Consider the following 24,071-nt stretch of genomic DNA (forward strand, 5'->3'; position numbering starts at 1 on the left):
TGAGTTCAGCCGAACAGCGTCGATTGCTGTTGGCGTTCCTACAAATACAGAATTATTAATGTTAGACGATGCGGCAGTGATGGTTAAACCAGATACATACGAAGCATTTACAGGTCCACTTGTGTTGGCGTTATTGACACCTCCCGGTCCGGAGAAGGTGCCGTTGATCTGGTACGCGCCGGCCACTGTCGAGCAGATGGCGGTTGCGACCAGTAGAAGGTGACGCAGGAATCTGGGGGGTGCGGTCATGTGTGGTCCTCGCTTTCCGGGTGGGGTGGGGGGCGGGTCATTTCGTGAGATTTTCGCGTTCCGGATCTTGCGGTGGCCTTACAAGCAGGGTTGAAAAGTGCGTTCTCATGAAGGAAAAAGGGGGGAGGGCGGCGGGGTGTCCGCAGCTCTCCCCCACTGGGCGGGTAAGGGTTACTTGTTCTGGCCGAGGGTTTCGTCGATGGTCAGGTCGAGGCGCAGGTAGGCGCCCTGGCGGGTGTAGGTGTTGCCGATGCCGGTGAATCCGGCGGGGTTGTACCCGGCGGTGATCCAGGTGCCGGGCAGGGCGCGCAGGGACGCTTCGAGGCCGTAGCCGTACTGGGTGTTCTGGCTGGCGGGCTGGGTGATGGCGCGGCCCCAGGCGCCGATGCCGATGCGGTCGGTGACGTAGTAGGTGCCGCTGGCGCCGAACTGCGCGGTGAAGCTGCCGGGGTCGTTCAGGAGGGCGCGGGTGTCCAGGCCGGCGCGGACGGCCCAGGTGGGCTGGCGGTACTCGGCGGCGAAGTTGCTGCTCAGTTCGGGCTGGTTGCCGGCCAGGGTTCCGTTCACGTAGCGGACGGTGCCCAGGGAGTTGAAGGTGCGGTTGCGGTAGGCGTAGCCGAGGGCGGCGCGCTGGCCGTTCTTGCCGGCGCCGAATTCCATGAGGCCGTCGGCGGTGAGGCTGAGGTGGTCGCTGAGGCTGCCGCTGATGCCGGTGCGCAGGACGACGCCGAAGCCTTTGGTGGTGTACGTGAGGTCGGTGCCGGCGGTGGCGTTGATGCGGTCGGTGGCGTAGTGCAGGTCCGCGCCGGCGCCCAGGTTGGTCTGGGCGGTGCCGATGTCGTAGGTGGCGCTGCCGCGCAGGCCGGCGGTCAGGCGGTCGGTGAGGGGCAGGGTGGTGCTGACGCCGAAGCGGGCGCGGTTGCCCTGGCCGCCGGCGTTGGGGAGGTCGTACGCGACCTGGTAGTTGGTGTTGCCCAGGCGGCTGTCGAGGTTCAGGCTGGCGGTGTGGCCCTTGTTCCAGTTGATCTGGTCGGTCAGGCCGACGCTGACGCTGTCGGTGACGGCGTAGCGGGTGGTGATGGTGGTGGTCGTGTCGAGGTTCCCGGTGAGGGGCTGGGTGTGCACCACGTCCACGTCGATGGGTTTCTGGTGGTAGCCGGCGCTGACGACCGCTCCGATGCCGTACTGGTCGCCGAAGGCGTACTTGAGTCCGGCGCCGACGCTGAACGGCGCGAGGCGGTAGTCGGCGCGGCCGGTGACGCTGCCGCCGCTGGTGTCGGCAGCGGTGGTGCCCAGGGTGTTGTGGTACTCGGCCTGCAGGCTGCTGCTGAGGTTGCCGGTCAGGCGGCTGTCGACGCTGGCGCTGGTGGTCAGGCCGGGGCTGAAGGGCGCGAGGCCGTCGTACTGGCCGTCCTGGTAGCGCACGCGGGCCTGGATGGTGCTGCGCCCGAGGGTGGTGCTGAGGTCGGCGCTGCCCTGGATGCCGCTGGCGTAGGCGAGCAGGCCGTCGGCGCGGGTGGTGCCGTTGTCGTACGTGACGCGCGCGCCGGTCGTGACGGTCTGGTCGAGGCTGATGGCGGCCACGCCGGCCGTGTAGTTCTGGCCGGTGTACTTGACCTGCGCGCCGAACGCGGCCTTGCGCTGGGCCAGGGGGTTGTTCAGGCGGTAGCTGGCGAGGACGGTCACGTCGTTCAGCTGCGCGTCGCTGGTGTCCAGGGCGCGGGCCAGGGTGATGATGCCGGTGCGGTGGTCGAGGATGTAATCCGCGTTGCGTTGCAGGGTGACGCGGCGCAGTTCCTTGCCGGTGTCGCGTTCGGTGATCAGGACTTCCAGGGTTTCGCTGCCCGGGGCGATGTCGCCGTTGGCGAGGCGCAGCAGGCGGGTGCCTTCGGGCGTGACGCGCTCGTCGCTGACGCGGTCTTCGGGGACCAGGGCGGCGAAGGCGGACACCTCGGGGTTGCTCTTGCTGCTGACGGTCAGGGCGGTCAGTTGCTCGCCGACCGGGAGCACGTCGATGGGCAGGCTGGTCTGGCGGTACGCGGCGCGCAGGGACGGGTGGTCGTAGCTCAGGGCGACGGGGTCGATGCCCTGGAGGGGTACGCTCTCGGTGCTGCTGTCACCGTACACGCTGAAGCGTTTCAGGGTGTCGCGGTTGGTGGGCAGGCCGTCCTTGTCGGCCGCGACGTACAGTTTCCCGCCGGCCAGGGGCGTTTCGTAGGAGGCGCGGGCCGTCCAGGTCAGGTCGTCGGCGAGGCTCAGGTTGCCGTCCAGGCCGAGGGTGGCGCTGATCACGCCGACGCCCACGCGGCTGCCGTCGGGTTTGACTTCGAAGGTATACGCCTTGACATCCTGACCGACCAGCACGCCGAGTTTCAGGATGGCGGGCGAGGCCTGAGGGTGCAGGATCAGGTCGCCCTCGCCGTCCACGAGGTTGATCTGGTAATCGGCCTCGGTGGGGTTCTGGTCGGGCGTCTGCACTTCGAGGTTGCTGCGCACGGTCAGGCTGGACTGCGTGGTCAGGTTGCCGTGGGCGTCCAGGGCGCGGAAGTGCACGCGCAGCGGGGTGCTGCCGTCGGCGGTCATGAAGCTGGGCGTGACCTCGACGCGGGTGGTCGCGCCGACCAGTTGCACCTGAATGCGGTCCGCGCCGACGTTCAGGGCGTTCGGGCCGGGTTGCAGGGGCACGCCGACGTACGTGACGCGGCGGGTCCCGCGTTCCGGGTCGCTGACGACCTCGCCGACGCTGCTTTCGGGCATGACGGCGCCGTTCACGCGCAGGCTGGCGTCCTGGGTGGCGGGCACCTCGACGACCACGCTGATGCGGTCGCGGATGCGGATCTGGCTGCCGTCCAGGGGGTACTTGATGGCACCCGGGCTCTCGGTGAGGGGAGCGGCGGCGGCGGTGACGCTGCGCGCGGCCCCCAGGTCCGCCTGATCCACGCGGCCCTCGAGGGGTTCGCTGCGGCCACCACGGTAGCGGGCCAGCAGGGCCGGGGCGGGCAGTTCGGGCAGCGGGCCGGCGTGCGCGAGGTCGTAGGTGACCGCGCCGCGCAGGGCCGCGCCGCCGGCCGTGGCGGGGCTGCTGGAGGGTTCGGGCAGCACCCAGTACAGCGTGCCGCTGGGGCCGCGCACGGGGTCCGGGATGGGCTGCCCGTCCAGGCGGCTGCTGCCGGGCACCAGGGTGGCGGCCGCCGGGACGCTGTGCGCGATGACCAGTTCAGTCGCCTGCCGGGGCGCGTCGAAGGGCAGGGTGACGGTGCTGGCGCGGCGCTGCTCGGGGGCCGGGGTGGGCGCGGCAACCGGGACAGGCTGCGCGGCCAGCTGGCCGCCGACCGTCTGGGTGGCGGCGCAGTCCGGGGTGCGCAGGTACGCCTCGAAGGTCTGCGGTCCGGCGGCGGTCACGCGGGCGCGGTAGCTCAGCTCGCGGGTCTCGCCGGGTTGCAGCGTACCGCTGAACTGGGCGCTGCTCAGGGCTTCCAGACCGGCGGGGACCGTGTCGGCCAGCAGGTACGGCGCGGCGCGGGTGCCGGTGTTCGTGACGCGCAGCGTGACCGTGACCTCGTCGCCGACAGTCGCGTCAGGCAGCGGCTCGCGGCTCAGTTGCAGAGTGGTGACGTCCGGGCGGACGTTCAGGGTGACGCTCTGCTGCTGGCCCCAGGGGGACAGGCGGGCCGTGACGGTCAGCGGGCCGCTCTGGGCGGCGGTGCCCGTCAGGCGCAGTTCGCCGGGGCGGGCGGCGCTCAGGGTGCCCTGCAGGTTGTTCAGGCCCTGCACGTTCAGACCAGCCGTGTCGAGGCTCAGGTCCAGTGGCAGGTCGCCGGCGTAGGCGGTGCTGGCGCGGGCAATCAGGGTAACGGTGTCGCCCACGCAGACGTCGAGCTTGTCGCTGCTGAGGCTCAGGGCGACGGTCGGGCGGATCTGGATGTGCGCCTCGCCCTCACCGTTTTTCGGAACGGTGACGCGGCCGGTATCCACGCTGACGTCCGCGCCGGCGACCGGGTCGGGCACCACGGCGTACTGGCCGGGCGCGACGCGCTGCGTGAACAGGCCGTTCACGGTCACGGGGGTCGTACCGACGATGGCGGCCGCCGACGTGGGCTGCGCGCCGCCGGGCAGGATCAGTTCGGCCGTGACCCGCAGCAGCCCGGTCTGGTCGACGCGGCTGATAATGATGGGTTCGGGCACCCCGGCGCGGGTCAGGCTGAAGCCCACGGTGTTACTGAACTGGCGGGCCGTGGGCAGCTGGCGCAGTTCCACGGTGTAGTTGCCGGCCTGCGCGGGCAGGTTCAGGTCCGTGAAGCCCAGGTCGGCGCTGACGGTCAGGGGCGTGACGTTGCCCTGACCGTCGCGCAGGCGGGCCTGGAGTTCCTGGGGGCCGTCGCCGTCGTACATGCGCAGCACGTGAGCCTGACCGTCGGTGCTGACGTTCACGGCGGGCACCCAGTCCTGCGAGTGCACGTTCACGTTCAGGCGGTCGGCGCTGACCGACGCGCTGATCCCGGCGAGGCGCACGGCGAACGTGTTCTTGCCGTTGCCCTGCGTGACGGCCTTCAGGCGGTAGCGGCCGGCCGGGAGGGTCTGGTCGAGCAGGGTTTCCCACTCGTGCGCGCCGGGCGTGAACGTGCGGGTCAGAACGGCGGCGCCGTCCTCGCCGATCAGCGTGAAGGTGGTTGTGACGTCGCTACGGTTGGCGTCGTACTGCTCGTCGCCGTAGTAGGTGTCGCTGCGGTAATCGCTCTGGTCCAGGCGGGGGCTGTACAGCTCCAGGCGGACGGGACCGGCGAGCGGCACGCTGAGCGTGAGGTCCTGATCCCCGACCGACCAGGTGAGGCGGTCACCGACCGTGGTGAGCGGCAGGCTGGTGCTGATTTCCTGGGCGCTGGCGCCGACACTGACGGCCAGGAGGGCCGAGAGGGCAGTCGCGAAGCGTTTGAAGTCGGGTTGCACGTTCAGTACCTCCAGCTGATGACGGGATCGGTGGTGGCGGCCCGTGGCTCGCCTGTCCAGTCAAAGCGGTAGGTGAAGTTTCTCTCACCTGCACTGAGAGTACCCGCGTAGGTATTTCCACCTTCTTTCAAAACGGCACCTGTAGGCAGCGGGTCGGTCAACTGCACGCCTTCCAGGGCGCGGGGAGTGACGACGCGCAGCGTCACCACGTACCCGCCCTCGGTGGCGTACACGGCCTTCTCGACCGTCACGTCACCCACGGTCAGGGTGGTGCGGCGCAGGGCGCTGATATCGCCGCCCAGCGGGGCCAGCGGGAAGTCCACGCTGGTCAGGCCGCGCACGAACACGGTCTGCGTGCCACTCAGCGCGCCGTCCTGGGGGACTTTCAGCGGCGGGTACGGGGTGGTGTTGGGATCCAGGCGCAGGGCGTGCGTGCCGGTCGGAACGTTCGGGAACGAGTAACGCCCTTTCGGATCTGTCACAACCTGCCGTCCGCCGGCCAGCAGCACGCGGGCGCGCTCGACGGGGGTGTCCAGCAGCGGATCGAACAGGCCGTTGCGGTTGCGGTCCACGAACACGGTGCCCACGATGTCCGCGATCGGCGCGAACTTCAGGGGGTTCAGTTTGGTGGTGGCCGTGGCGCGGTTACTGGCGATGGCGCGGGCCACGCCGCCCGCCCCCTTGCCGCTGACTTCCACGGTGTTGATCAGGTCGCCGGTCGCTTCGGGCGTCACGCGGGTCTGGTACGTGATGACGATCGAGCCGCCGGCCGGGATGGTCCCGCCGTTCCAGGTGAGGACACCCGCCGCGATGGCCGGGTCGGCCAGCAGCTTGCCGCCCAGGGTACTGGTGCCGGGAATGTACTCCAGGCCGCGCGCGGGCGTGTCGGTCACGACCGAGTCGATGATGGCGGTCGTGGTGGACTCGTTGGTGATCTTCAGGGTGTAGGTCAGGCGGTCGCCGTAGGTGGCTTCCCGCGCGCTGACGGTCTTCTCGATCAGCAGTTTCGCCGTCCAGACCGGGGTCTGCACCTCGTTGCTGGGCAGCGGCTGGGTCAGTTCGGTGGTCACGAGGTTGAAGATGTTCTTCAGGGCCTCGCCGTCCTGCGCGCGGGTCGACACCTGCGTCACGACCGTCAGGCGGCGGGTCTCTCCGGGGGCCAGGGTGCCCAGGTTCCAGCGGACTACCTGCGAGCCCGGCTGACCGCTGACCGCGCCGCCGTCACTGGCGCCCATGAAGTCCACGTGCGCGGGGATCGGGTCGGTCACGACCGCGTTCGTCAGGGGGCGCGCGTAGGGGTTCCGGACCGTCAGGGTGTACGTGATGGTGTCGCCCTGCGCGACCGTGCCGCCCGCCGGGATGACCACGGTCTGCCCCGCGCTGCCCTGCGTGCTGGCCTCAAAGGACTTCGTGAGTTCCGGCAGGCCAGACTCGACAGCGCCGACCAGGTCGTGCGTGGTGTTGCTGGTTCCCCGGTCGCCGTTGACGGTGATCAGGGATTCCAGCGGCCCGGCCTGCTGCGCGTCGTAGCAGATGCGGACCAGCGCCGTCTGGCCGGGGTCCAGCACCAGCGGTTGCACCAGCGGCTGCCCGTTCTCGCCGTACAGCACGCTGGTGGCCGCGCCCTGCGGGTACGTGACGGTAATGCGGAAGTTGTCGCGCACGTCCCCGGTGTTCTTGACGGTGTGATCGAAGCACACCTGCTGCCCCACCACCGCGAACGGGCGGCTCTGCGAGTCGGCAGGCGTATTCTCGGGCGCTTCGGGCACGCCGACCGGACCGATCGCCACGGCCGGCAGGTACCGCACGTCGGCGCTGGCGCTGCCGCTGCTGCTCTTGCCACCGGTCTGCGCGGTCGCGGTGTTCGGAATGACCTGATTCTCGGCAAACGCACCGGCCAGCATCCGGAAGGTCAGGGTGATGCCGGCGCCCGGAGCGAGGCGTTCGGCACGCACGCGCACGCCGCGTACCGGCGCGACCTCCTGGGCCGTCCAGGTCACGCCGTCCTGGGTGTACTCCAGCGTGCCGGTGTTCGTGCGGGCGCTGCCAGTTACGAAGGTCAGGCCCTGCGCGGCCTGCTCGGCCAGCAGGTCGGTCAGGATCACCTCGCGGCTCTCGCCCTGGCCGGTGTTACTGGTCGTGACCGTCACGGTCGTCTCGCTGCCGGGCCGCACCAGCGCAGGCGTGAAGGACTTCTGCACGCCCAGCACCGGGGGCGGCCCGACCTGCACGCGGCTCACGTTGTTGCTGTCGGCATTCTCGCCACCCACGCAACTGGCGACCAGGTTCACGTACGCGTCGCCCTGCGCGTCACTGGTGTTCACGACCAGCAGCAGGGCCGCGCTGTCGTCGGGAGCCAGGGTCACGCGGCTCACCTCGGGCTCGTTCGTGTCCGGCTGACCGTTGCCGTTCAGGTCACGAATCACACGCAGCGCCGGGCTGATGGTACTGCCGGCCTCGCCGCGCGCCAGCACCGGGAAGTCCCCACTGGTGTTCCCGGTATTCACGACCGTGTACTGGAACACCGCCTGCTCACCGGGCAGCAGCGTGGCCGACTGCCCCGGCTGCGGCACCGTGCCGTCCGGCGTGACACTGACCGAACACACCGCCTGCACGACCGTGACGATGGTGTTCGACACCGCCCGGATCGGGTCCGGCGAGGTCGGAGGAATGAATTCCGCCTGCGCCTGGTTGGTGATCTCGGTACCGGCGGGGGTGCGGGCGGCGCCAGCCTGACCCGCCAGGATCAGCAGGCCAGTCAGCATCAGATTGGGGGTCAGGGGGAAGCGGGTCACGGGAGTCTCCTTGCGGGGCGCGCCGGGCAGGGCGCGCGGGGAAAAAGGGTGGCGCACTCAAATGTGCGAAATTCAATATTGGTTCTGCTGTTGTGAAGAGGCGCGCCCCGCCTCAGTGCAGGGCGCGCCTCGGGTAGATCAGTTGACGGTGACGGTGAAGTCGGCGGTCAGGGTGCCGCTGGGGGCCAGGGCGTCGGGGATGTTGTTGTTATCGGCGTCAACAGCCACGTCGATCACGGTACCGGCAGCCAGTCCAGCGGCGGGGGCCGTGGCACTCCAGGCGCCGGCCGTGGTGCTACCGACAGGAGTCACGCGGTAGATGGTCTTGGTGGGGACGGGGCTCAGGGCCACGCTGGCGAAGGTGGTGTTGGCGGGCACGGTATCGCTCAGGAAGAACTTGGTCACGGCGGTGTTGTAGGTGTTCTTACCGATGATCTTGTACCTCAGCGTGTCGCCGGGCTTGGCGCCGTTCGCGCCGCTGGCGGTGTAGTCGGTGGGGTTGTCGATGCCGTTCTTGGGGTCGGTCCCGGCAGCCACGCCGGCCTTGGCGATGAACTTGGCGACGGCCACGGTCCCGGCGGGGGCCACGCGGACGATGTTGTTCGTGTCGGTCATGGGGATGGTGCTGTAGTTCCCCACGGCGTTCTGCGTGACGGTGTAGTCGCCGGTGGCCGTGCCGGTCGGAATCTGAATGACGGCGAGAGGCTTGTACTCGGTGCCGGGGGCGACGACGGGCGTGATGAACTTGCTGTAGTCAGGGCTGGCCGGGTCGGTGCTGACGCGGGGCAGCAGGGAGCCGTCCGGCGCGTAGTACAGGACCGGGACGACCGTGGTGGTCGTGGCGCCCGTCACGGGGTCGATCACTGGGACGGTGACGGTGCCGCTCAGGGTGTAGCTGTCGTTGTACTGGCCGTTGTTCACGACGTCCATGGGGAACACGGCCGTCTTGTCCGCGATGTCCGGGCTGCTGATGCCGCTGGCCACGCCGTTGGGGTTCACGGTCTGGACCGGGGCGGGGGTAACGACGGCACCCAGCGTGCCGGTGGCGTCACCGAACTGCGCGGCGGGCGGCAGGATGGTGTTTTTGGTGTTGCTGTTCGACACCAGGTCGGCGTCCTTCAGCGAGTCCGCGCCGATGATCACGCTGACCGGGCTGATGGGGGCCGAGTCGTTGACGTCGGGGTAGGTGACTTCCGTGCGGTACACGGCGGTGCTGCCGTTCGGGACGGTCACGGTGGGGTACTGCGCGACGGTCGGGTTGGTGGGGTCGACGGACACCTTGATGGGTTCGCCCGTGACCGGATCCAGGAAGCGGATGGTGACGCCGGTCGCGGTGTTCGTGAACACGCCGGTGGCCGGGTCGAAGGTGTAGGCGGGGTCGGGCGTGCCGTCGGCCAGCGCGGGGAACAGCTGGACCTTGTCGGTCGCGCCGCCGGTGTTGGTCAGGGTGTTGGTGAACACGACCCGGTCGGGCGTGGCGTTCGTGTCGGCGATCGGGTAGGCGATCTGCTCGTCACCGGCGACGTTCGTGGCGATGGGCGTGCCGCCGGGGGTGGGGTCGGTCGCGCCGCCGGGCACGGGGCTGGGCGTGGCGGGGGGCGTGGTGGGGGCGGGCGTGACGTAGCCGGGCGCGCTGACGACGGGCGTGTTGTCGCCCACCTTGCCGACCGTTTCGGTGGGCACGCTGACACTGGTGACGGGCGGCACGCTGGCCGGGGGCAGGGGGTTGCCGGCGCTGTCGACGGGCGTGCCGGGGTTGCTGTTGGGGTTGTTGTCCAGCGCGGGGGCGTACACCGTGATGCGCGTGAACTGCAGATCGGTGTTGACCGCCTTGTTCTCTTCCTGAACGGTGGTGCCGCTGGCGTAGCCGTTGCCGGGGGTGACCAGGGGATCGGCGCCGGCGGTGCCGGCCACGGTACCCTCGGGGGACGCACCGAACACGCTGGTGGGGCTGATCAGGGCCGGGTCGGTGGGCAGGGTGATGACCTGCGCGATCTTCACGATGCCCTCGTCGGCGGCGGTGGCGGGATCGTCGGGGGTGACGGTCACGGGGGTGCCGGGCGTGATCTCGGCGCCCAGGCTGCCGTCCGGATTCACGCGGTAGTACTTGACGGTCGAGCCCGCAGCGCTGCCGGTGGTGTCAGCGTTCACGGTGATGTCCAGGGGCGTGTTGCCCTTGTTGACCAGCGAGTAAGGGGTGGTGATGATCTGACCGGGGACCGCGCCGGTGGTGAGGACCGGGGTGGTGGTGATGGTGTTGGCGTCGGCCGTGCCGTCGGTGTAAACGATGTCAAAGTCGGGCTTGGGCAGCACGACGGTCTGCACGGTGTTCGAGGTGCTGTTCAGGGGAGCGCCGGTGGCAGGGTCATCGAAGCTGGCGGTCGCGGTGTTCTCGATGGTGGTGCCGGCCAGGGTACCAGCGGCGCTTGCGGAACCGGCGGCCAGGGCGGCCATCAGGGCGATCAGTTGGGTGCTACGTTTCATGGTTTTCCTCCGGGAAAAGAAAGTGGGCGGGTCGGGGCGGGCGGGGTGAAACTCTGAGCTGAAGTCAGCGGACCTGGGCGCGGTAACCGAATTTCAGTGACTGGTTGGCGCTGATTTCACGGATCGTCCAGCGGACGGTCGTGTACTCGCTGGGTTTCACTTCCACCTCCTTGATCACGCTCTTGCCGTTCTCGGTGACCGTGATCTTCTTTTTCAGTGGGGCCACGGCGAAGGTCTTACCGCCGTCGATGGAGTACTCGGTGAGGGCCACGTTCATCCCTTTTTCCGGGGCGACGTACACGGTGGCCTTCGGCACGGGCAGCGTGACGGGCACGCTGGCCAGGACGTTCCTGGAGGTGTTGCGGACCGTGACGACCTGGCTGATCAGGTCACCCGGCAGCACGTTCCTGGGGCTGGGGGACAGCTGCTCGGTGACCTTGCCGTCGACCTTGACGCTGCGGACCAGGGCGGTGCTCAGGTCCAGGCTCAGCGGGCTGGCGTTCTGAGCCAGGGCCGTGCCGATCAGCAGGGTACTCAGGATGATGGGGATGCGGATGTTCATGCGTTCTCCTTGAGGGCGGCTGGCCGGGCTGTGCAGAGCAGACCGGGCGTACAACTGCTCGCAGCGTAAGAATCCGCGTCTTACCACCTACTTACATTCTTTGTGAGAATTCCGGCAGCATGGGCCTTCACAGGTGGCTTGCCGGGTCTCGCACCTCACGGGTAACGCAAAAAACTCCATGCAGGAGCCGGTTTCTGTCAGGCACACCCGGCAGATGCCGTCAAGAAGATCTGCATTCCCCCCTCTGGGGGTGTTGTGCAGCCGGCCCGGCAGGCCGGAAGGCGTACCCGCACGAAACCGCCCCGGATGACGCGGGACGGCGTGGCGACAGCAGGGGTCGGCACGGGCATGACCGGGACAGCGGAACCTACCGGCCGAAGCGGCGGTCGCGGCCCTGGAAGTCACGCAGGGCGCGCAGGAAGTCCACGCGGCGGAAGCCGGGCCAGTACACGTCGCAGAAGTAGTACTCGGAGTACACGCTCTGCCACAGCATGAACCCGGACAGGCGGATCTCGCCGCTGGTCCGGATGATGAAATCGGGGTCCGGGATGTCGGCGGCGTACAGGTGCGCGCTGATGTGCTCAGGAGTCAGGTCGGCGGCGGCCTGCGCGAGGGTGCGGCCGCCCTGCTCCTCGGCGTTCAGGTGGCGTTTGACGGCGTCCACGATCTCCTCGCGGCCACCGTAGCCGACGGCGATGTTCAGGCGCATGCCGTCGTAGTGCGCGGTTTTCTCTTCCAGGTCCTTCAGGGCGGCCAGCACCTGCGGCGGGAAGCCGTCGTGCTGCCCGATGGCGCGCACGCGCACGCGGTTGGCGTGAATGCGGGGATCGGTGGCGAGGTTCCGGGCTTCCTTTTCCAGCAGGCCCAGGATGTGCGCCAGTTCGGCCGGGTCGCGGCTGGCGTTGTCGGTGGACAGCACCCAGATGGTCGCGGCGGGAATCCCGAGTTCCAGGCACCACTGCAGGACCTCGTGGGCCTTGTCCGCTCCGAACGAGTGGCCCATTTCACGCTGGATGCCGCTGGCGCGGGCGAAGCGGCGGTTCCCGTCGAGGATCAGGCCCAGGTGGCGGGGCAGGTGACCGTGGGCCGTGACCTCGCGTGCCAGACGCTGCTCGTAGCCCCACAGCAGGGCGCCGCGGGCCGCATTCCGCGTTTTCTGAATGGACTGAACGGCGACTTTGAGCGGCTCACGCGACATGCACTCAGTCTAACGCCGCGGGCGGCGTTCTCGTCCCCCGAACGGACGAGGCGGTCCTGTGCGCCCGCGCGGTCACAGCAGCGCGGGCTGCGCGGCCAGGGCCAGCGCCTTCTGATCCAGCCGCGACAGGGCCTCCTGTGCAACCAAGTGGCGCGGCAGGTCAGCCTGCGCGGCGTACAGGTGCAGCGTGACGCGGCGGTGCGTCATGACGTGAGTCAGGCTGCCCAGGAACGCCCCGGGGTGGGCAGGCAGACGCGCGCACAGCCGCTCCAGGGCCGCCTGCGGGGTCTCGCCGCTGGCGAGCGGTTCGGCGGGCAGGCCCATCAGGCCGCCCAGCAGCGCGCCCACGCGGCGTTCCAGCACCGCCTGCTGCGGCGTGCCGATCAGCACGGCCACCACCGGCACGTCCCGCACGGCGGCGCGCACCTTCGGGGCGGGGTAGGCGGCGGGCGCCCCGGACGCGAACGCTGCGCACCACGGTTGCAGCGGGCACGCGCCGCAGCGGGGGGCGGCGGGCGTGCAGACGGTCGCGCCCAGGTCCATGACGGCCTCGTTCCACGCGCCGGGCCGCGCCGAGTCCAGCAGCGCGTCCGCGCGGGCCTGCACCCAGGCGGGCGTGGGCTGGGGTTCGGCGTGCAGGCGGGCCAGGACGCGGCGCACGTTGCCGTCGTTCACGGCGCGGGCCTCGTTCAGGGCGAGGCTGCTGACGGCCGCCGCCGTGTACGGTCCCACGCCCGGCAGGGCCAGCCACCCGTCGTACGAGTGGGGAAAGCCATCCTGCGCGACCTGCTGCGCGGCGCGGTGCAGGTTCCGGGCGCGGGCGTAGTACCCGCAGCCCTCCCAGGCTTTCAGCACCGCTTCCTGCGGCGCGGCCGCGAGATCCTGCACGGTCGGGAAGGCTGTCAGAAAACGGTCATAGTAGACCGTTCCGCGCGCCACCTGCGTCTGCTGAAGCAGGATTTCCGCGACCCACACGCGGTACGGGTCCCGCGCACCTTCCTGACCGCCGCGCCAGGGCAGGGTGCGGGCCGTGCGCCCAAACCACGCCAGCAGCGCTGCACGCACCGCGGACAGATCAGCCGGGTCCAGGGCAGCGGCGGGCGGCGCGGAGGCGGGGGATGCAATACGGGTCACGCGGGCAGTGTAGAGCCACCCGGACTGCGCGACGGGCGCGCCCGACACCATCCCACGCAGCTCCCTGCACCTGCAACGACACAACAGAACACCCCGGAGCTTCGACTCTCCGGGGTGCAGGACGGGTGGGCGGCGTTCAGGCCCGCGCAGCCTCGCGGGAGGGGGCGCGCACGCGGCGGCGAACGCCATCGGCGTACTCGGACAGGTCGGCCAGCAGTTCCGGCACGCCCACGCGCAGCAGGTACTGCCCGCCCGGCAGGGGCGTCAGGGCCAGGAAGGGCGCGCGGGTCAGGGTGTCCAGAATGCTGCCGAGTTCGGCGTAGTTCACGCCGCTGCCCAGCCGCTCGGCGAGGCGGGGCACGCTGACCACCGAATGCGCCGGCTGCTGCGACAGCGTGAGCAGCACGAAACTGAACGCGCCGCGCTGCGCGAGGTGAGAACTGACCAGTTCCGCCACGCTGGCCGCCGATTCCAGGTCGATGCTCCCGGCCTTCCAGTACCCGCGCAGGTCCACCGGGGACAGCGGCGCCAGCTGTGCGTGCTCGATCAGGGCGGCCAGCGCCTCACGCGTCAGGCAGGGCGTGTTCGCCGGGCGGCTGTCCTCGTCAGTCAGGAGCACGCAGTAATCGGCGTTTTCCTTCCAGGCGGGCGTCTGCACGGCGCTCTCGCTGGTGGCGACCAGCACCGAGTACCCGTGGGTGCCCAGTTCGGCGTTCAGGCGCAGCACGCCGCCGCCCAGGTGTTCCAGGCGGTAGCCGGTCAGGGCGGCCAGTTCGGCCAGTTGCGCCCCGGCATCCAGCGTGACGGCGTCCAGCGTCGCCGCGTCCGTCCGCGCGGCAGGCACGGCGGGAGCCGTCAGGACAGCCGCCGGGCTAGCAGCCGGGCCAGCAGGAGGCAGGTCGAAGTTCACGTCCAGCGGGCGCAGGGGCGCGGCAGACCGGCCGGTGGCACCCGAGGGCGCATGGGCCGCTTCAGGCGCGCGGCGTTCGGAGGTCCGGGCGTCCGTGACACGGTTCCCGGCGGGACGGGATTCGGTGGCCCGGCCTTCCGGTGCCACCCGGGCTTCCGGGGTGCGGACCTCAGTGACCCGGGATTCCGTGACGCGCACCTCGGCCGCGCGGGCCTCCGGGGCGGCGGCCTGCGCCTTCTGCCCGCCGTCCTTTTGCCCACCTTCCTTCTGCGCGCCGTCCTTCTGGCCGTCCGGGCGGGCCGCGCCGGACTTCTGCGCCGGCGCGGGCGGGGTGACCGGCACGGTCTGCATGCGGATCTCGCGGACGTGCGGGGTGGACGACACGACCACGCGGCGCGTTTCGGGCGGGCGGGGCGTCTCGCGGCGCGGCTGCGGGGCCGGCGCGTGCGGTTTCACGACCGCCTCGACCTGATACCTGCCCGGTGCCAGGGGCGTGAGCGTCAGTACGTCGTTCACGCCCAGGTGCTGCGCGTGGTACAGCCCGCCCAGCCCCCACACCCGCATGCGGTCCAGGTCCACCTGCACCGCGTGCTCATCGCCTTTCTCGTCGACCAGCACGGCGGGCCCCGCGTTCGGGAAGGTGCTTTCGAGGTACTTGAGGAGGCGCAGGCTGCCTTCCTGAAGGCAGGGGCGGGTAACGATGTACCGGATTGATTTCACGCGTTGACTCCTCCGTTGAAAGCGTCCCTGGGCGTTCTGGGCGCGGCAGGTGTGGGTAAATTGTTCCTAAACTAGCAGAAATACTCGCGTGCAACCGCACATTTCTTCGCAGGGCAGCATCACCGGGCCTCATGAGGGGAGGCTGGGCGTTCCATGACCCGCGCACGGACGGCCCGGCCGGGCCCCTGCCGTATCCTGACGGGCATGACCGACGCCACCTTGCAAGCCGTTCAGCTCGTGCAGGCCTACTACGCCGCCTTCAACCGCGGCGACGCGGCGGGCATGCTGGCCCTGCTGACTGACGACGTGCGCCACGACATCAACGAGGGCGACACGCAGACCGGCCTGGACGCCTTCCGCGCCTTCCTGGCGAAGATGGACGCCCACTACCGCGAGCGCGCCGAGGATCTGGTCGTCATGGCCACCCCGGACGGCACGCGTGCCAGTGCCGAGTTCGTCATTCACGGCGAGTACCTGCGCACCGACCCCGGCCTGCCCGAAGCGCAGGGGCAGCGCTACGTGCTGCCGGTCGGCGCGTTCTTCGACGTGCGCGGAGGAAAGATCGCCCGCGTGACCAACTACTACAACCTCGCGGACTGGACCCGGCAGGTCGAGCAGGCCAGCGCTTGAGCCTGAGCGTCACCACGGTCGGCGGGCCGGACCTCGCGCCGTTCATTCCGGCACTGGCCCGCCTGAGAACCCTGGTGTTCCGCGCGTACCCGTACCTGTACGACGGCGACCCCGGCTACGAGGAACGCTACCTGCAGACGTACCTGGACGCCCCCGACGCCATCATCGTGCTGGCCCGCGACGGCGAGGACGTGATCGGCGCCAGCAGCGCCCTGCCGCTCACGCAGGAAACCGACGACATCCGCGCGCCCCTGCACGCCCCGGAATTCGACCCGACTGACGTGCTGTACCTGGGCGAGAGCGTCCTTAAAGCCGAGTACCGCGGGCGCGGCCTGGGTCACGCCTTCTTCGACCACCGCGAGGCGCACGCCGCACGCCTGGGCCTGAACACCACCGCGTTCTGTGCCGTGCAGCGCCCAGACGACCACCCAGCGCGGCCCACCCCGTACCGCACGCACCACGCCTTCTGGGCCGCGCGCGGTTACACCGAACGCCCGGACCTGACCACCACCCTGACCTGGAAGGACCTGGGCGACGACCACGAAACGCCCAAACCCATGCGCTACTGGATCAGGAAAACCCAGGCAGGGGGATAGTCACGGACGGGTGAAAGGAACGGGCCGACCGCTCAGCGGTGACCGTTCTGGGCGGCCTTCTCGGCATCCAGGCGTTTCTTCGCCTGCGCCCACGAGAACGACCGGAAGGCGTCCACTGCGAACCACACGGCCAGCACGGCCGCCACCGCCACCCACACCCAACTCTGGGACTGCGTGGCAAGGAACGCCAGGACCGCGCAGAGCACGGCCAGCGCAACGCTAGAGGCGAACACGATATGGGGGGGTACGCGGCGACCGAACATGCCACGCAGCGTACCCCCCGCACTCTTACTCGCCTCTGTCGCGCATCCTCCGGCTGAGAATCACGCCCCGCGCCCCGCCGGGCCCGTCCCCGCAGACCTGCGTTCTGGCGGATTGCTGACGCTCTGCCCTGGCGCGGGCGTGGCAGACTGCGCGGGATGCCGGATTTCGATGTGATCGTGATGGGCGCGGGCCACAACGCGCTGGTGACCGCCGCGTACGCCGCGAAGGCGGGCCTGAAGGTGGGCGTGTTCGAGCGGCGGCACATCGTGGGGGGCGCCGTGAGTACCGAGGAACTCGTGCCGGGGTACCGCTTCGATTACGGCGGCAGCGCGCACATCCTGATCCGCATGACGCCCGTGGTGCGCGAACTGGAACTCACGCGGCACGGCCTGCACTACCTGGACGTGGACCCGATGTTCCACGCGTCGGACGGCGAGACGCCCTGGTTCATCCACCGGGACGCCGGGCGCACAGCGCGGGAACTCGAGGCCCTGTTCCCCGGTCAGGGCGAGGCGTACACGAAATTCCTGGACGACTGGACGCCGTTTGCGCGCAGCGTGGCGGACCTGTTCAACTCCGCGCCGGGACCTCTGGACATGGGCAAGATGGTGGTCAGCAGCGGCAAGGGCAAGGACTGGATGGAGCAGTTGCCGCGCATCCTGCGCCCGTACGGGGACGTGGCAAAGGAGTACTTCACGGACGAGCGGGTACGCGCCCCGCTGGTGTGGATGGCGGCGCAGAGCGGCCCCCCGCCCAGCGACCCGCTGAGTGCGCCGTTTCTGCTGTGGCACCCGCTGTACCACGAGGGCGGCGTCGCGCGGCCCAAGGGCGGCTCCGGCGGTCTGACGCAGGCCCTGAAACGCGCCATCGAAGCGGACGGCGGGCAGGTGTTCGTGAACGCGCCCGTCAAGGACATCCTGGTCAAGGATGGGAAGGCTCAGGGCATCCGGCTGGAGAACGGCGAGACGTACACGGCCCGCGCCGTCGTGTCCGGGGCGCACATCCTGACCACCGCTGGCGCCCTCCCCGACGAGTTCGTACCCGCTGCCGCCCGGCAGGTCCGCGTGGGCAACGGCTTCGGCATGGTCCTGCGCCTCGCCCTGAGCGAGAAGGTCAAGTACCGCCACCACAAGGAACCCGACAGCCGCGTCGGCCTGGGCCTGCTGATCAAGAACGAACAGCAACTCATGAAAGGCTACGGCGAGTACCTCGCGGGCGAACCCACCAAGGACCCGCCCCTGATCGCCATGAGCTTCAGCGCCGTGGACGACTCGCTCGCCCCGCCCGGCGGCGAGGCCCTGTGGCTCTGGGCGCAGTACTACCCCTACGAACTGAGCAGCGGTTCATGGGAAACCCGCACCGCCGAGGCCCGCGAGAACATCCTGAACGCCTTCGAACACTACGCACCCGGCACCCGCGACACCATCGTCGGCGAACTCGTGCAGACGCCCCAGTGGTTAGAGACGAACCTCGGCCTGCACCGCGGCAACGTCATGCACCTCGAGATGAGCTTCGACCAGATGTTCTCTTTCCGCCCCTGGATGAAAGCCAGCCAGTACCGCTGGCCCGGCGTGCAGGGCCTCTACCTGACCGGCGCCAGCACCCATCCCGGCGGCGGCATCATGGGCGCCTCCGGCCGCAACGCCGCGCAGGTCCTCGTCAAAGACCTGACGAGGCGCCGGTGGCGGTGAGCAGTTGATGGTGGATGGAGGATGGAGCATGGATGTAGCTTCCCCCCTCTCCCCTGGCGAGACTCGCAGAGCTCCGCAGGAGAGAGGGGCCGGGGGTGAGGGGGCCACCCCGCCGCGTTCCCACCCATCTCATGGGCAGGGAGACTTGAACTGCCGTGTGGGTGCAGGCGTTGTTGTCCTGCACGCTGAGACCGTCCTGCTGGTCCGCCGGAGCGATAATGCCCTGTGGGACGTGCCGGGCGGCGGCGCGGAGGCCGGGGAGTTGCCGGAGGACACGGCGCGGCGTGAACTGCGCGAGGAAACAGGCCTGAGCGTCGGCGCGCTGCGGGGGCTGGGCGTGTTCCCTCACCGGCACACGTACCCGGAGGGGAACGTGGTCGCCTGGGAGACGCACGTGTTCACAGCCGACTTTGCAGGTGGGGAGCCGCGCGCCTCGGATGACGCGGCGCAGGTGCGCTGGTGGCCGCTGGCAGCCCTCCCCGACGACGTGTCGGACGCGACCCGCGCGTATTTCACAGCGCTTGTTCAGCTCCCTCTCCCTGGGGGACTCGTCAGAGCCGCTTGCGGAGAGGGCCGGGGTGAGGAGTCCTGATGAGGTTCTCCCCCACCGTGTGGCGGTTCGGACTGGCGTTCGCGGCGCTGGGCGTGGCGTTCCTGGGGGCGTTGCTGGTCATGGGCAGGAATCCCGTGGGTTGGGTTCTGATTGCGCTGGGCCTGCCGTTGTCGGGCGTGCTGGCGCTGGCGGGGGACGCGCTGGGTCCGGCGTTCCCGGAGGTGCTGGGCGAGCGGCTGGCGGGCCTGCTGTCGGCGACGCGGCTGTGGATGGCGCTGGTGGCGCTGTACGTGGCGCTGAAGATTCCGGTGCCGCTGTGGCCGGAGGGGTTCCCGGTGCTGGGGCTGGCGAGTACGGCGGCGTTGTGCGCGGCGGCGCTGGCGTTCGTGTGGGAGCGCGTGGGGTGGCTGCGGGCGGCGCTGATGCTGGTCGTGTCGTTCGGGGTGGGGCTGGGCGTGGAGTTGCTGGGGAGCCGGACGGGCATTCCGTTCGGGGAGTACACGTACGCGGGGGCGCCCGCGCCGACGCTGCTGACCGTGCCGTTGATCGTGCCGCTGGGGTGGTTCGCGTTGACGCTGACGGCCACGAGCCTGTCGCGCGGGCGGCCGTGGCTGGCGGGCGCCCTGATGATGCTGTGGGACGTGGGCCTGGAGCCACTGATGACCGCGCAGGGGTACTGGACGTGGACGGATCCGCTGCCGCTGTGGGCGGGCGCGCCGGTGCAGAACTTCCTGGGCTGGTGGGCGGTCGGGTGGGGCCTGTCGTGGGTGTTCGCGGGGCTGGCGCCGGGGCTGTTCGGGCGGGCCGGGGTGGGCTGGGCGCTGCCCGGCTGGCTGGAGCGGGTGGACGGGAACGTGCAGGCGAGCCGCGTGCCGTCCCTGAGCCTGCTGCCCGGTGCGCGCCGGGCCGGCGAGGGCCTGGATTTCCGGGTGGTGTACGCGACCGAGGCGTTCTTCCTGCCGGGCGGACTGGTGCTGGTGGGCCGCTACGCGGAGGCGGCGGTGACGCTGAGCGCCATGGGGCTGGGGTTGGGGCTGGCGCGGGCGCTGCGGCCGGGTCGGCGTGCGGTGGCCCGTGCCCGGTAAGCCCAGGTCCGGGCAGCCTGGGGGCGGGCGGCACGCCTGGACGACGTGGCTGCTGTCGCGCAGCGTGAGCCGCAGTGTGCGCGGCGCTCTGGGCGGCGTGTGGGTGCGCGGGCCGGTCCCGGCGGGCGGCGCGGTTCTGGCCCCGAATCATCACAGCTGGTGGGACGGGTACGTGCTGCGCGAGGCGGCCCTGTGGGCGGGCAGCGAGTTCACGGTGCTGATGGGCGCGCGGCAGCTGTCGCGCTTTCCGTTCCTGCGGCGGGTGGGCGCGGTGCGGGCCGACGAGGTCCGCGTGGGCGTGCGCCGGGCGCGGGTGGGGTGGCTGGTGGTGTTCCCGGAGGGCGCGGTGCAGCCGGCCGGGCCGCTGCGGGCCGCGCAGCCGGGCGCGGTGTGGATTGCGGGCGCGGCGGACGTGCCGCTGGTGCCGGTGGCGCTGCGGGTCGTGATGCGTGGCGCACAGGCGCCCGAAGCCTTCGTGCGCTTCGGGTGGCCGGTGGCGGGGGCGGCGCTGGAGGACGCCCTGCAACGTGAACTGGCCGCCCTGGACGCCGAGCTGCTGGACAGCGACCCGGAATCGCCGCCCGCCGGGTACCTGCGGGCCGTGCCGGGCCGCGCGAGCCGTTCGGAACGGGTGGATCTGCCCTCCAGGCTGCTGACCTGGATCACTGGGGACAGAGGATGAGGATTCATTGGACTCCCGCGTGGGGGCGGGCGCAGCGGCCCGTGCAGGCGCTGCTGCTGGGCTGGCTGGCGACCAAGGCGGCGGTGCTGGCCGTGAACGCCGTGACCTTCCCCCGCCTGCGGCCCGCGCCCACCCCGGCCAGGGGGCCGCGCGTGTCCATCCTGATTCCCGCGCGGGACGAGGCGCACAACCTGCCGCGTACCCTGCCCGGCGTGCTGGCCCAGGGGGCCTTCGAGGTCCTGGTGCTGGACGACGGCAGCGGCGACGGGACCGCCGACGTGGCCCGCCGCCTGGGCGCGCGGGTCCTGACGGGCGAGCCCAGACCGGACGGCTGGAACGGGAAACCCTGGGCCTGCCAGCAACTGCTGCGCGCGGCGCGCAGCGAGGTGCTGATCTTCACGGACGCGGACGTGGACTGGCACGCGGGCGCGCTGGGCGGCCTGCTGAGCGAACTGACCCGTTCGGGCGCGGACCTGCTGAGCATCCAGCCCCGGCAGTCGAACGCGGGCCTGGGCGCCCGCCTGCTGACGCCCCTGGTGGACGCGGCGGTGCTGTCGTACTTCCCGTTTCCGCTGACGCGCCTGCGCCACCCCATGACTTCCATCGCCAACGGGCAGGTCATGGCGTTCCGCCGCGCCGCGCTGCGCAGCGTGGGCGGGTACGCGCCCGTCCGCGCCGAGGTGCTGGAAGACACCCGCCTCGCGCAGCACCTGGGCGCACAGGGGTTCCTGGTGTCCACGGCGCTAGGCCGCGCGTGCATCGGCGTGCGCATGTACCGCACGTACCCGGAGTCGGTGGCGGGCTTCAGCAAGAACGTCCTGCCGCTGCACTTTCACTCGCGGCCGCTGCTGCTGCTGGCCGCCGCCGGGCACCTGGGCGCGTACACCCTGCCGTGGCTGCTGCGCCCCTGGCTACGCGGCCCCGGCTGGACGGCCCTGCGCGTGGCCGGGCTGCTGGAACGCACGCTGGTCAGCGTGGTTGCCGGTCGCCGCGCCCCCGCCGACCTGGCCGAGGGCCTGCTCGGCCCCCTCACGCCGCTGCTGGCCCTGCCCGTGTACCACCGCGCCCTGCGCCGCACCGTCACCTGGAAGGGCCGCGAGTACCGGCAGTGACGGAGACCCCTCACACCCATCAATAGGCTTCTGTCCCCTCTCCGTTGGGGAGAGGGCCTTGCCGCAGGCAAGGGGTGAGGGGTCTCCCCTGCCTCCACCCCCGCCCGTTCATGTGCAGCTCAGGTGTGGGGTGGAGGCTCGGGGCATGATCGGTTCACGGGCGGTCCTGATGGCGTGTGCGGTTCTGGCGCTGGCTCCGGCGGCGCTGGCGGCGGGATTCCGGGAGAAGTCGTTCGTGCAGGTGAACGGGGGCGCGTGGCAGCCCGCGCGGTTCTGGTGCGACACGCCGGAGCGGGTGCTGGCGCTGTCCGGGGGCGGGGCCGGGTCGGGCATGCTGACGCAGTGGGCGGGCGGCGCGGGTCGACTGACGGCGCGGTCGCGGACGCCCGTGACGGTCGGCGCGGACGATGCGGGCGCGGGGCAACTCTACACGCCGCTGACCTTCGTGGGCGGCGCAGCCCCGCCGCCGGGTTTCTTCGTGCACAGCAGTAACGTGGAGAACGTGCAGGACCCCGCGTACCGCATGACGCACGTGAACGAGTTCCGCGTGCCCGCCGGGTCGTTTAACTGCCGCTACGTGCCGCAGGCGGCGGTCGTGGCGGCCACGGCGCGGCACAGCGTGACCGTGTGGGAATCAGGCGGGCGGGTCACGTACGCCAGTCGCAACCGCGACGGCACGCCGGGCGTGCAACTGACTGGCGGCACGCACGTCACGGGCGGGGAACGGGACGAGTACCGCTGGAACCGGGGCGGGTACAGGTACATGCTGGTCGTGGGCACCGCGCGGGCTCCGGGCGGCGAGTTGCGGGTCGAGCGGGCCGGGGGGGTCCTGAGCCGCGAGCCGCTGCTGGCGTACACCGTCAGCCGCGCCCGTTGAGGGCCGCGTGCGCCCGCCCCTGCCCGCGTTGCGTGCCTCCCGCTGCTCTATGCTCGGCAGCGTGAGCACAGGTCAGGGTGTGGGGGCGTGAGGCGGCAGCCGCAGCATGTCGCGGTGATCGGCGCGGGCTTTGCGGGCCTCGCGGCGGCGCTGCGGCTGGCGCGCGCCGGGGCGCGGGTGACGGTACTGGACGCGCTGGACGGGCCGGGCGGTAAGGCGGCGCTGGGCTTCCCGGAGTTCTCCAGCGGCCCGACGGTCGTGACCATGCCGCAGGTGTTCCGGGCGCTGCACGCGCGCCTGGACCTGCCAACGCCCACGCTGACGGCCGCGCGGCCCACCACCACGTACCACGGGGCGCGCGGCCGGGTATTCGCGCCCGAGGCGCTGCACGTGGCCGGCAGTCTGGACTCCACGCTGGCGCAACTGTCGCCCGCCGAGGGAAGGCGCTACGCGGCGCTGCTGGCCTCGTCGCGGCGCATGTACCTGGACGCGCAGGACACCTTCCTGTTCGCGCCCCCACCCGGCCCGGCCCGGCTGGCCCGCTACGCCCTGACGCGGGGACGGCGGGCCGCGCCCCTTGTCCCGCTGCGCGGCCTCGTGCGTTCCGGGTCGTTCATGACGCCGTTCTGGTTGCGGTTCGCCACGTACCTGGGCGCCGACCCGTACCGCGCGCCCGCCGTGCTGCACAACATCGCGTGGGTGGAACTCGGGTACGGCGTGTGGCACCTGCGCGGCGGCCTGCTGGACCTCGCCCGGACGCTGCACGCGCAGGCCGCCTCGCTGGGCGTGCGCTTCGAGTTCGGCACGCGCGTCACCAGCCTCAGCACGCACGGCGGTCAGGTGCTGGGCGCACACACCACGCAGGGGGCCTTCGCGGCGGACGCCTGGGTCAGCGCCGCCGACCGCGCCCTGACGCTCTCCTGGCTGGGCGAGAGCGAGAAACCCACGCCGCGCGGCGTGAGTGGCTTCGCGCTGCAACTGCGCCTCTCGGAGGACCGGGGGCAGTCGCATCACATCTACTGGCCCGCCGAGTACGCCCGCGAATGGCAGGACATCCGCGCCGGCCGCCTGCCGCGCGACCCGACGCTGTACCTGCACCTGGACGGCACGCGCGCCTTCCTGCTGGTGAACGCCCCACCGGACCCCGGCCTGACGGACGACCCGCGCGAGTACGGCGCGTGGCTCCTGGCGCGCCTCCAGGACCGCCTGCGCACCGGGGACAGCGGCCCGCTGCCCGTGCAGGAGTGGCAGGCCCTGTCGCCCGCCGAGTACGCCCGCACCGCCAAGGCCGGCGCGCTGTACGGCCGCGCCCCACACGGCCTGAGCGGCAGCCTGCGCCCCGGCTGGCAGCTGCCGCACGCCCGGAACCTCGCGCAGGTGGGCGGCACCGTCCACCCCGGCGGCGGCGTACCCCTGAGCATCCTCAGCGGCTGGAACGGCGCTGGCCAACTGCTGGGCCTCCCCTTCGACGACCTGGACGGCCGGCGCGTGCCAGGCATGACTGGCACCACAGCAGACACCTGGGACAACCTGACCGGGCCGGAATTCTGAACCGGGGGTAGGATCGCGGCGCTGCGCAGCC

General features: G+C 70.9%; 17 protein-coding genes. 9 read left to right on the forward strand and 8 right to left on the reverse strand.

Annotated elements, in window-relative coordinates; all coding sequences use genetic code 11:
• Window positions 1-420: 420 nt before the first annotated feature.
• The 7 genes from M8445_RS03575 to M8445_RS03605 all read right to left on the reverse strand — a co-directional run bounded on the left by M8445_RS03575 (window position 421) and on the right by M8445_RS03605 (window position 14,999).
• Window positions 421-5,196: a DUF11 domain-containing protein gene (locus tag M8445_RS03575; RefSeq protein ID WP_273989742.1), complete on the reverse strand. Its 4,776-nt coding sequence runs from the start codon at window positions 5,194-5,196 to the stop codon at window positions 421-423.
• 2 nt (window positions 5,197-5,198) lie between these two features.
• Complete coding sequence (locus M8445_RS03580) at window positions 5,199-7,991, reverse strand: DUF11 domain-containing protein (protein ID WP_337961609.1); 2,793 nt, start codon at window positions 7,989-7,991, stop codon at window positions 5,199-5,201.
• 138 nt (window positions 7,992-8,129) lie between these two features.
• Window positions 8,130-10,475 carry a hypothetical protein gene (locus tag M8445_RS03585; protein ID WP_273989743.1) on the reverse strand — a complete coding sequence of 782 codons (2,346 nt, stop codon included), beginning with the start codon at window positions 10,473-10,475 and terminating at the stop codon, window positions 8,130-8,132.
• 64 nt (window positions 10,476-10,539) lie between these two features.
• Window positions 10,540-11,037, reverse strand: a complete 498-nt coding sequence (locus tag M8445_RS03590) for a hypothetical protein (RefSeq protein ID WP_273989744.1) — start codon at window positions 11,035-11,037, stop codon at window positions 10,540-10,542.
• Window positions 11,038-11,404: 367 nt separating this feature from the next.
• Entirely contained in the window at window positions 11,405-12,235 is an 831-nt protein-coding gene (locus M8445_RS03595; protein WP_273989745.1) for an isoprenyl transferase, read from the reverse strand.
• A 72-nt stretch (window positions 12,236-12,307) separates the two neighbouring features.
• Window positions 12,308-13,360, reverse strand: a complete 1,053-nt coding sequence (gene mutY / locus M8445_RS03600) for an A/G-specific adenine glycosylase (RefSeq protein WP_273990822.1) — start codon at window positions 13,358-13,360, stop codon at window positions 12,308-12,310.
• A gap of 145 nt (window positions 13,361-13,505) precedes the next feature.
• Entirely contained in the window at window positions 13,506-14,999 is a 1,494-nt protein-coding gene (locus M8445_RS03605; protein ID WP_273989747.1) for a hypothetical protein, read from the reverse strand.
• Window positions 15,000-15,203: 204 nt separating this feature from the next.
• Here M8445_RS03605 and M8445_RS03610 point away from each other — a divergent pair, with 204 nt between their 5' ends.
• Together M8445_RS03610 and M8445_RS03615 are read left to right on the forward strand one after the other, a co-directional pair.
• Window positions 15,204-15,629 carry a ketosteroid isomerase-related protein gene (locus tag M8445_RS03610; RefSeq protein ID WP_273989749.1) on the forward strand — a complete coding sequence of 142 codons (426 nt, stop codon included), beginning with the start codon at window positions 15,204-15,206 and terminating at the stop codon, window positions 15,627-15,629.
• Window positions 15,626-16,225: a GNAT family N-acetyltransferase gene (locus M8445_RS03615; protein WP_273989751.1), complete on the forward strand. Its 600-nt coding sequence runs from the start codon at window positions 15,626-15,628 to the stop codon at window positions 16,223-16,225. The genes M8445_RS03610 and M8445_RS03615 overlap by 4 nt, the downstream gene beginning before the upstream one ends.
• 32 nt (window positions 16,226-16,257) lie before the next feature.
• Here the strand turns inward: M8445_RS03615 and M8445_RS03620 are convergent, their stop codons facing one another.
• The gene (locus M8445_RS03620; RefSeq protein WP_273989752.1) at window positions 16,258-16,488 is read right to left on the reverse strand and encodes a hypothetical protein; all 231 of its coding nucleotides are present in this window, start codon (window positions 16,486-16,488) and stop codon (window positions 16,258-16,260) included.
• A 156-nt stretch (window positions 16,489-16,644) separates the two neighbouring features.
• Here M8445_RS03620 and M8445_RS03625 point away from each other — a divergent pair, with 156 nt between their 5' ends.
• From M8445_RS03625 to M8445_RS03655, 7 genes are all read left to right on the forward strand, one after another.
• Window positions 16,645-18,180 (forward strand): phytoene desaturase family protein, encoded by a 1,536-nt coding sequence (locus tag M8445_RS03625; protein ID WP_273989754.1) that lies wholly within the window; start codon window positions 16,645-16,647, stop codon window positions 18,178-18,180.
• A 157-nt stretch (window positions 18,181-18,337) separates the two neighbouring features.
• Window positions 18,338-18,772, forward strand: a complete 435-nt coding sequence (locus tag M8445_RS03630) for an NUDIX domain-containing protein (RefSeq protein ID WP_273989755.1) — start codon at window positions 18,338-18,340, stop codon at window positions 18,770-18,772.
• The gene (locus M8445_RS03635) at window positions 18,772-19,818 is read left to right on the forward strand and encodes a carotenoid biosynthesis protein (RefSeq protein WP_273989756.1); all 1,047 of its coding nucleotides are present in this window, start codon (window positions 18,772-18,774) and stop codon (window positions 19,816-19,818) included. The genes M8445_RS03630 and M8445_RS03635 overlap by 1 nt, the downstream gene beginning before the upstream one ends.
• Window positions 19,808-20,500: a 1-acyl-sn-glycerol-3-phosphate acyltransferase gene (locus M8445_RS03640; protein WP_273989758.1), complete on the forward strand. Its 693-nt coding sequence runs from the start codon at window positions 19,808-19,810 to the stop codon at window positions 20,498-20,500. Before M8445_RS03635 ends, M8445_RS03640 begins: the two co-directional genes overlap by 11 nt.
• Window positions 20,497-21,612: a glycosyltransferase family 2 protein gene (locus M8445_RS03645; RefSeq protein ID WP_273989760.1), complete on the forward strand. Its 1,116-nt coding sequence runs from the start codon at window positions 20,497-20,499 to the stop codon at window positions 21,610-21,612. The genes M8445_RS03640 and M8445_RS03645 overlap by 4 nt, the downstream gene beginning before the upstream one ends.
• 145 nt (window positions 21,613-21,757) lie before the next feature.
• Window positions 21,758-22,489, forward strand: coding sequence for a hypothetical protein (locus M8445_RS03650; RefSeq protein ID WP_273989761.1), 732 nt, complete (start codon window positions 21,758-21,760; stop codon window positions 22,487-22,489).
• An 87-nt stretch (window positions 22,490-22,576) separates the two neighbouring features.
• Window positions 22,577-24,040: a phytoene desaturase family protein gene (locus M8445_RS03655; protein WP_273989762.1), complete on the forward strand. Its 1,464-nt coding sequence runs from the start codon at window positions 22,577-22,579 to the stop codon at window positions 24,038-24,040.
• Window positions 24,041-24,071: the final 31 nt, after the last annotated feature.

Origin of the sequence: Deinococcus aquaticus (genome assembly GCF_028622095.1) — a bacterium.
In the GTDB taxonomy this organism is placed as follows: Bacteria; Deinococcota; Deinococci; order Deinococcales; family Deinococcaceae; genus Deinococcus; species Deinococcus aquaticus.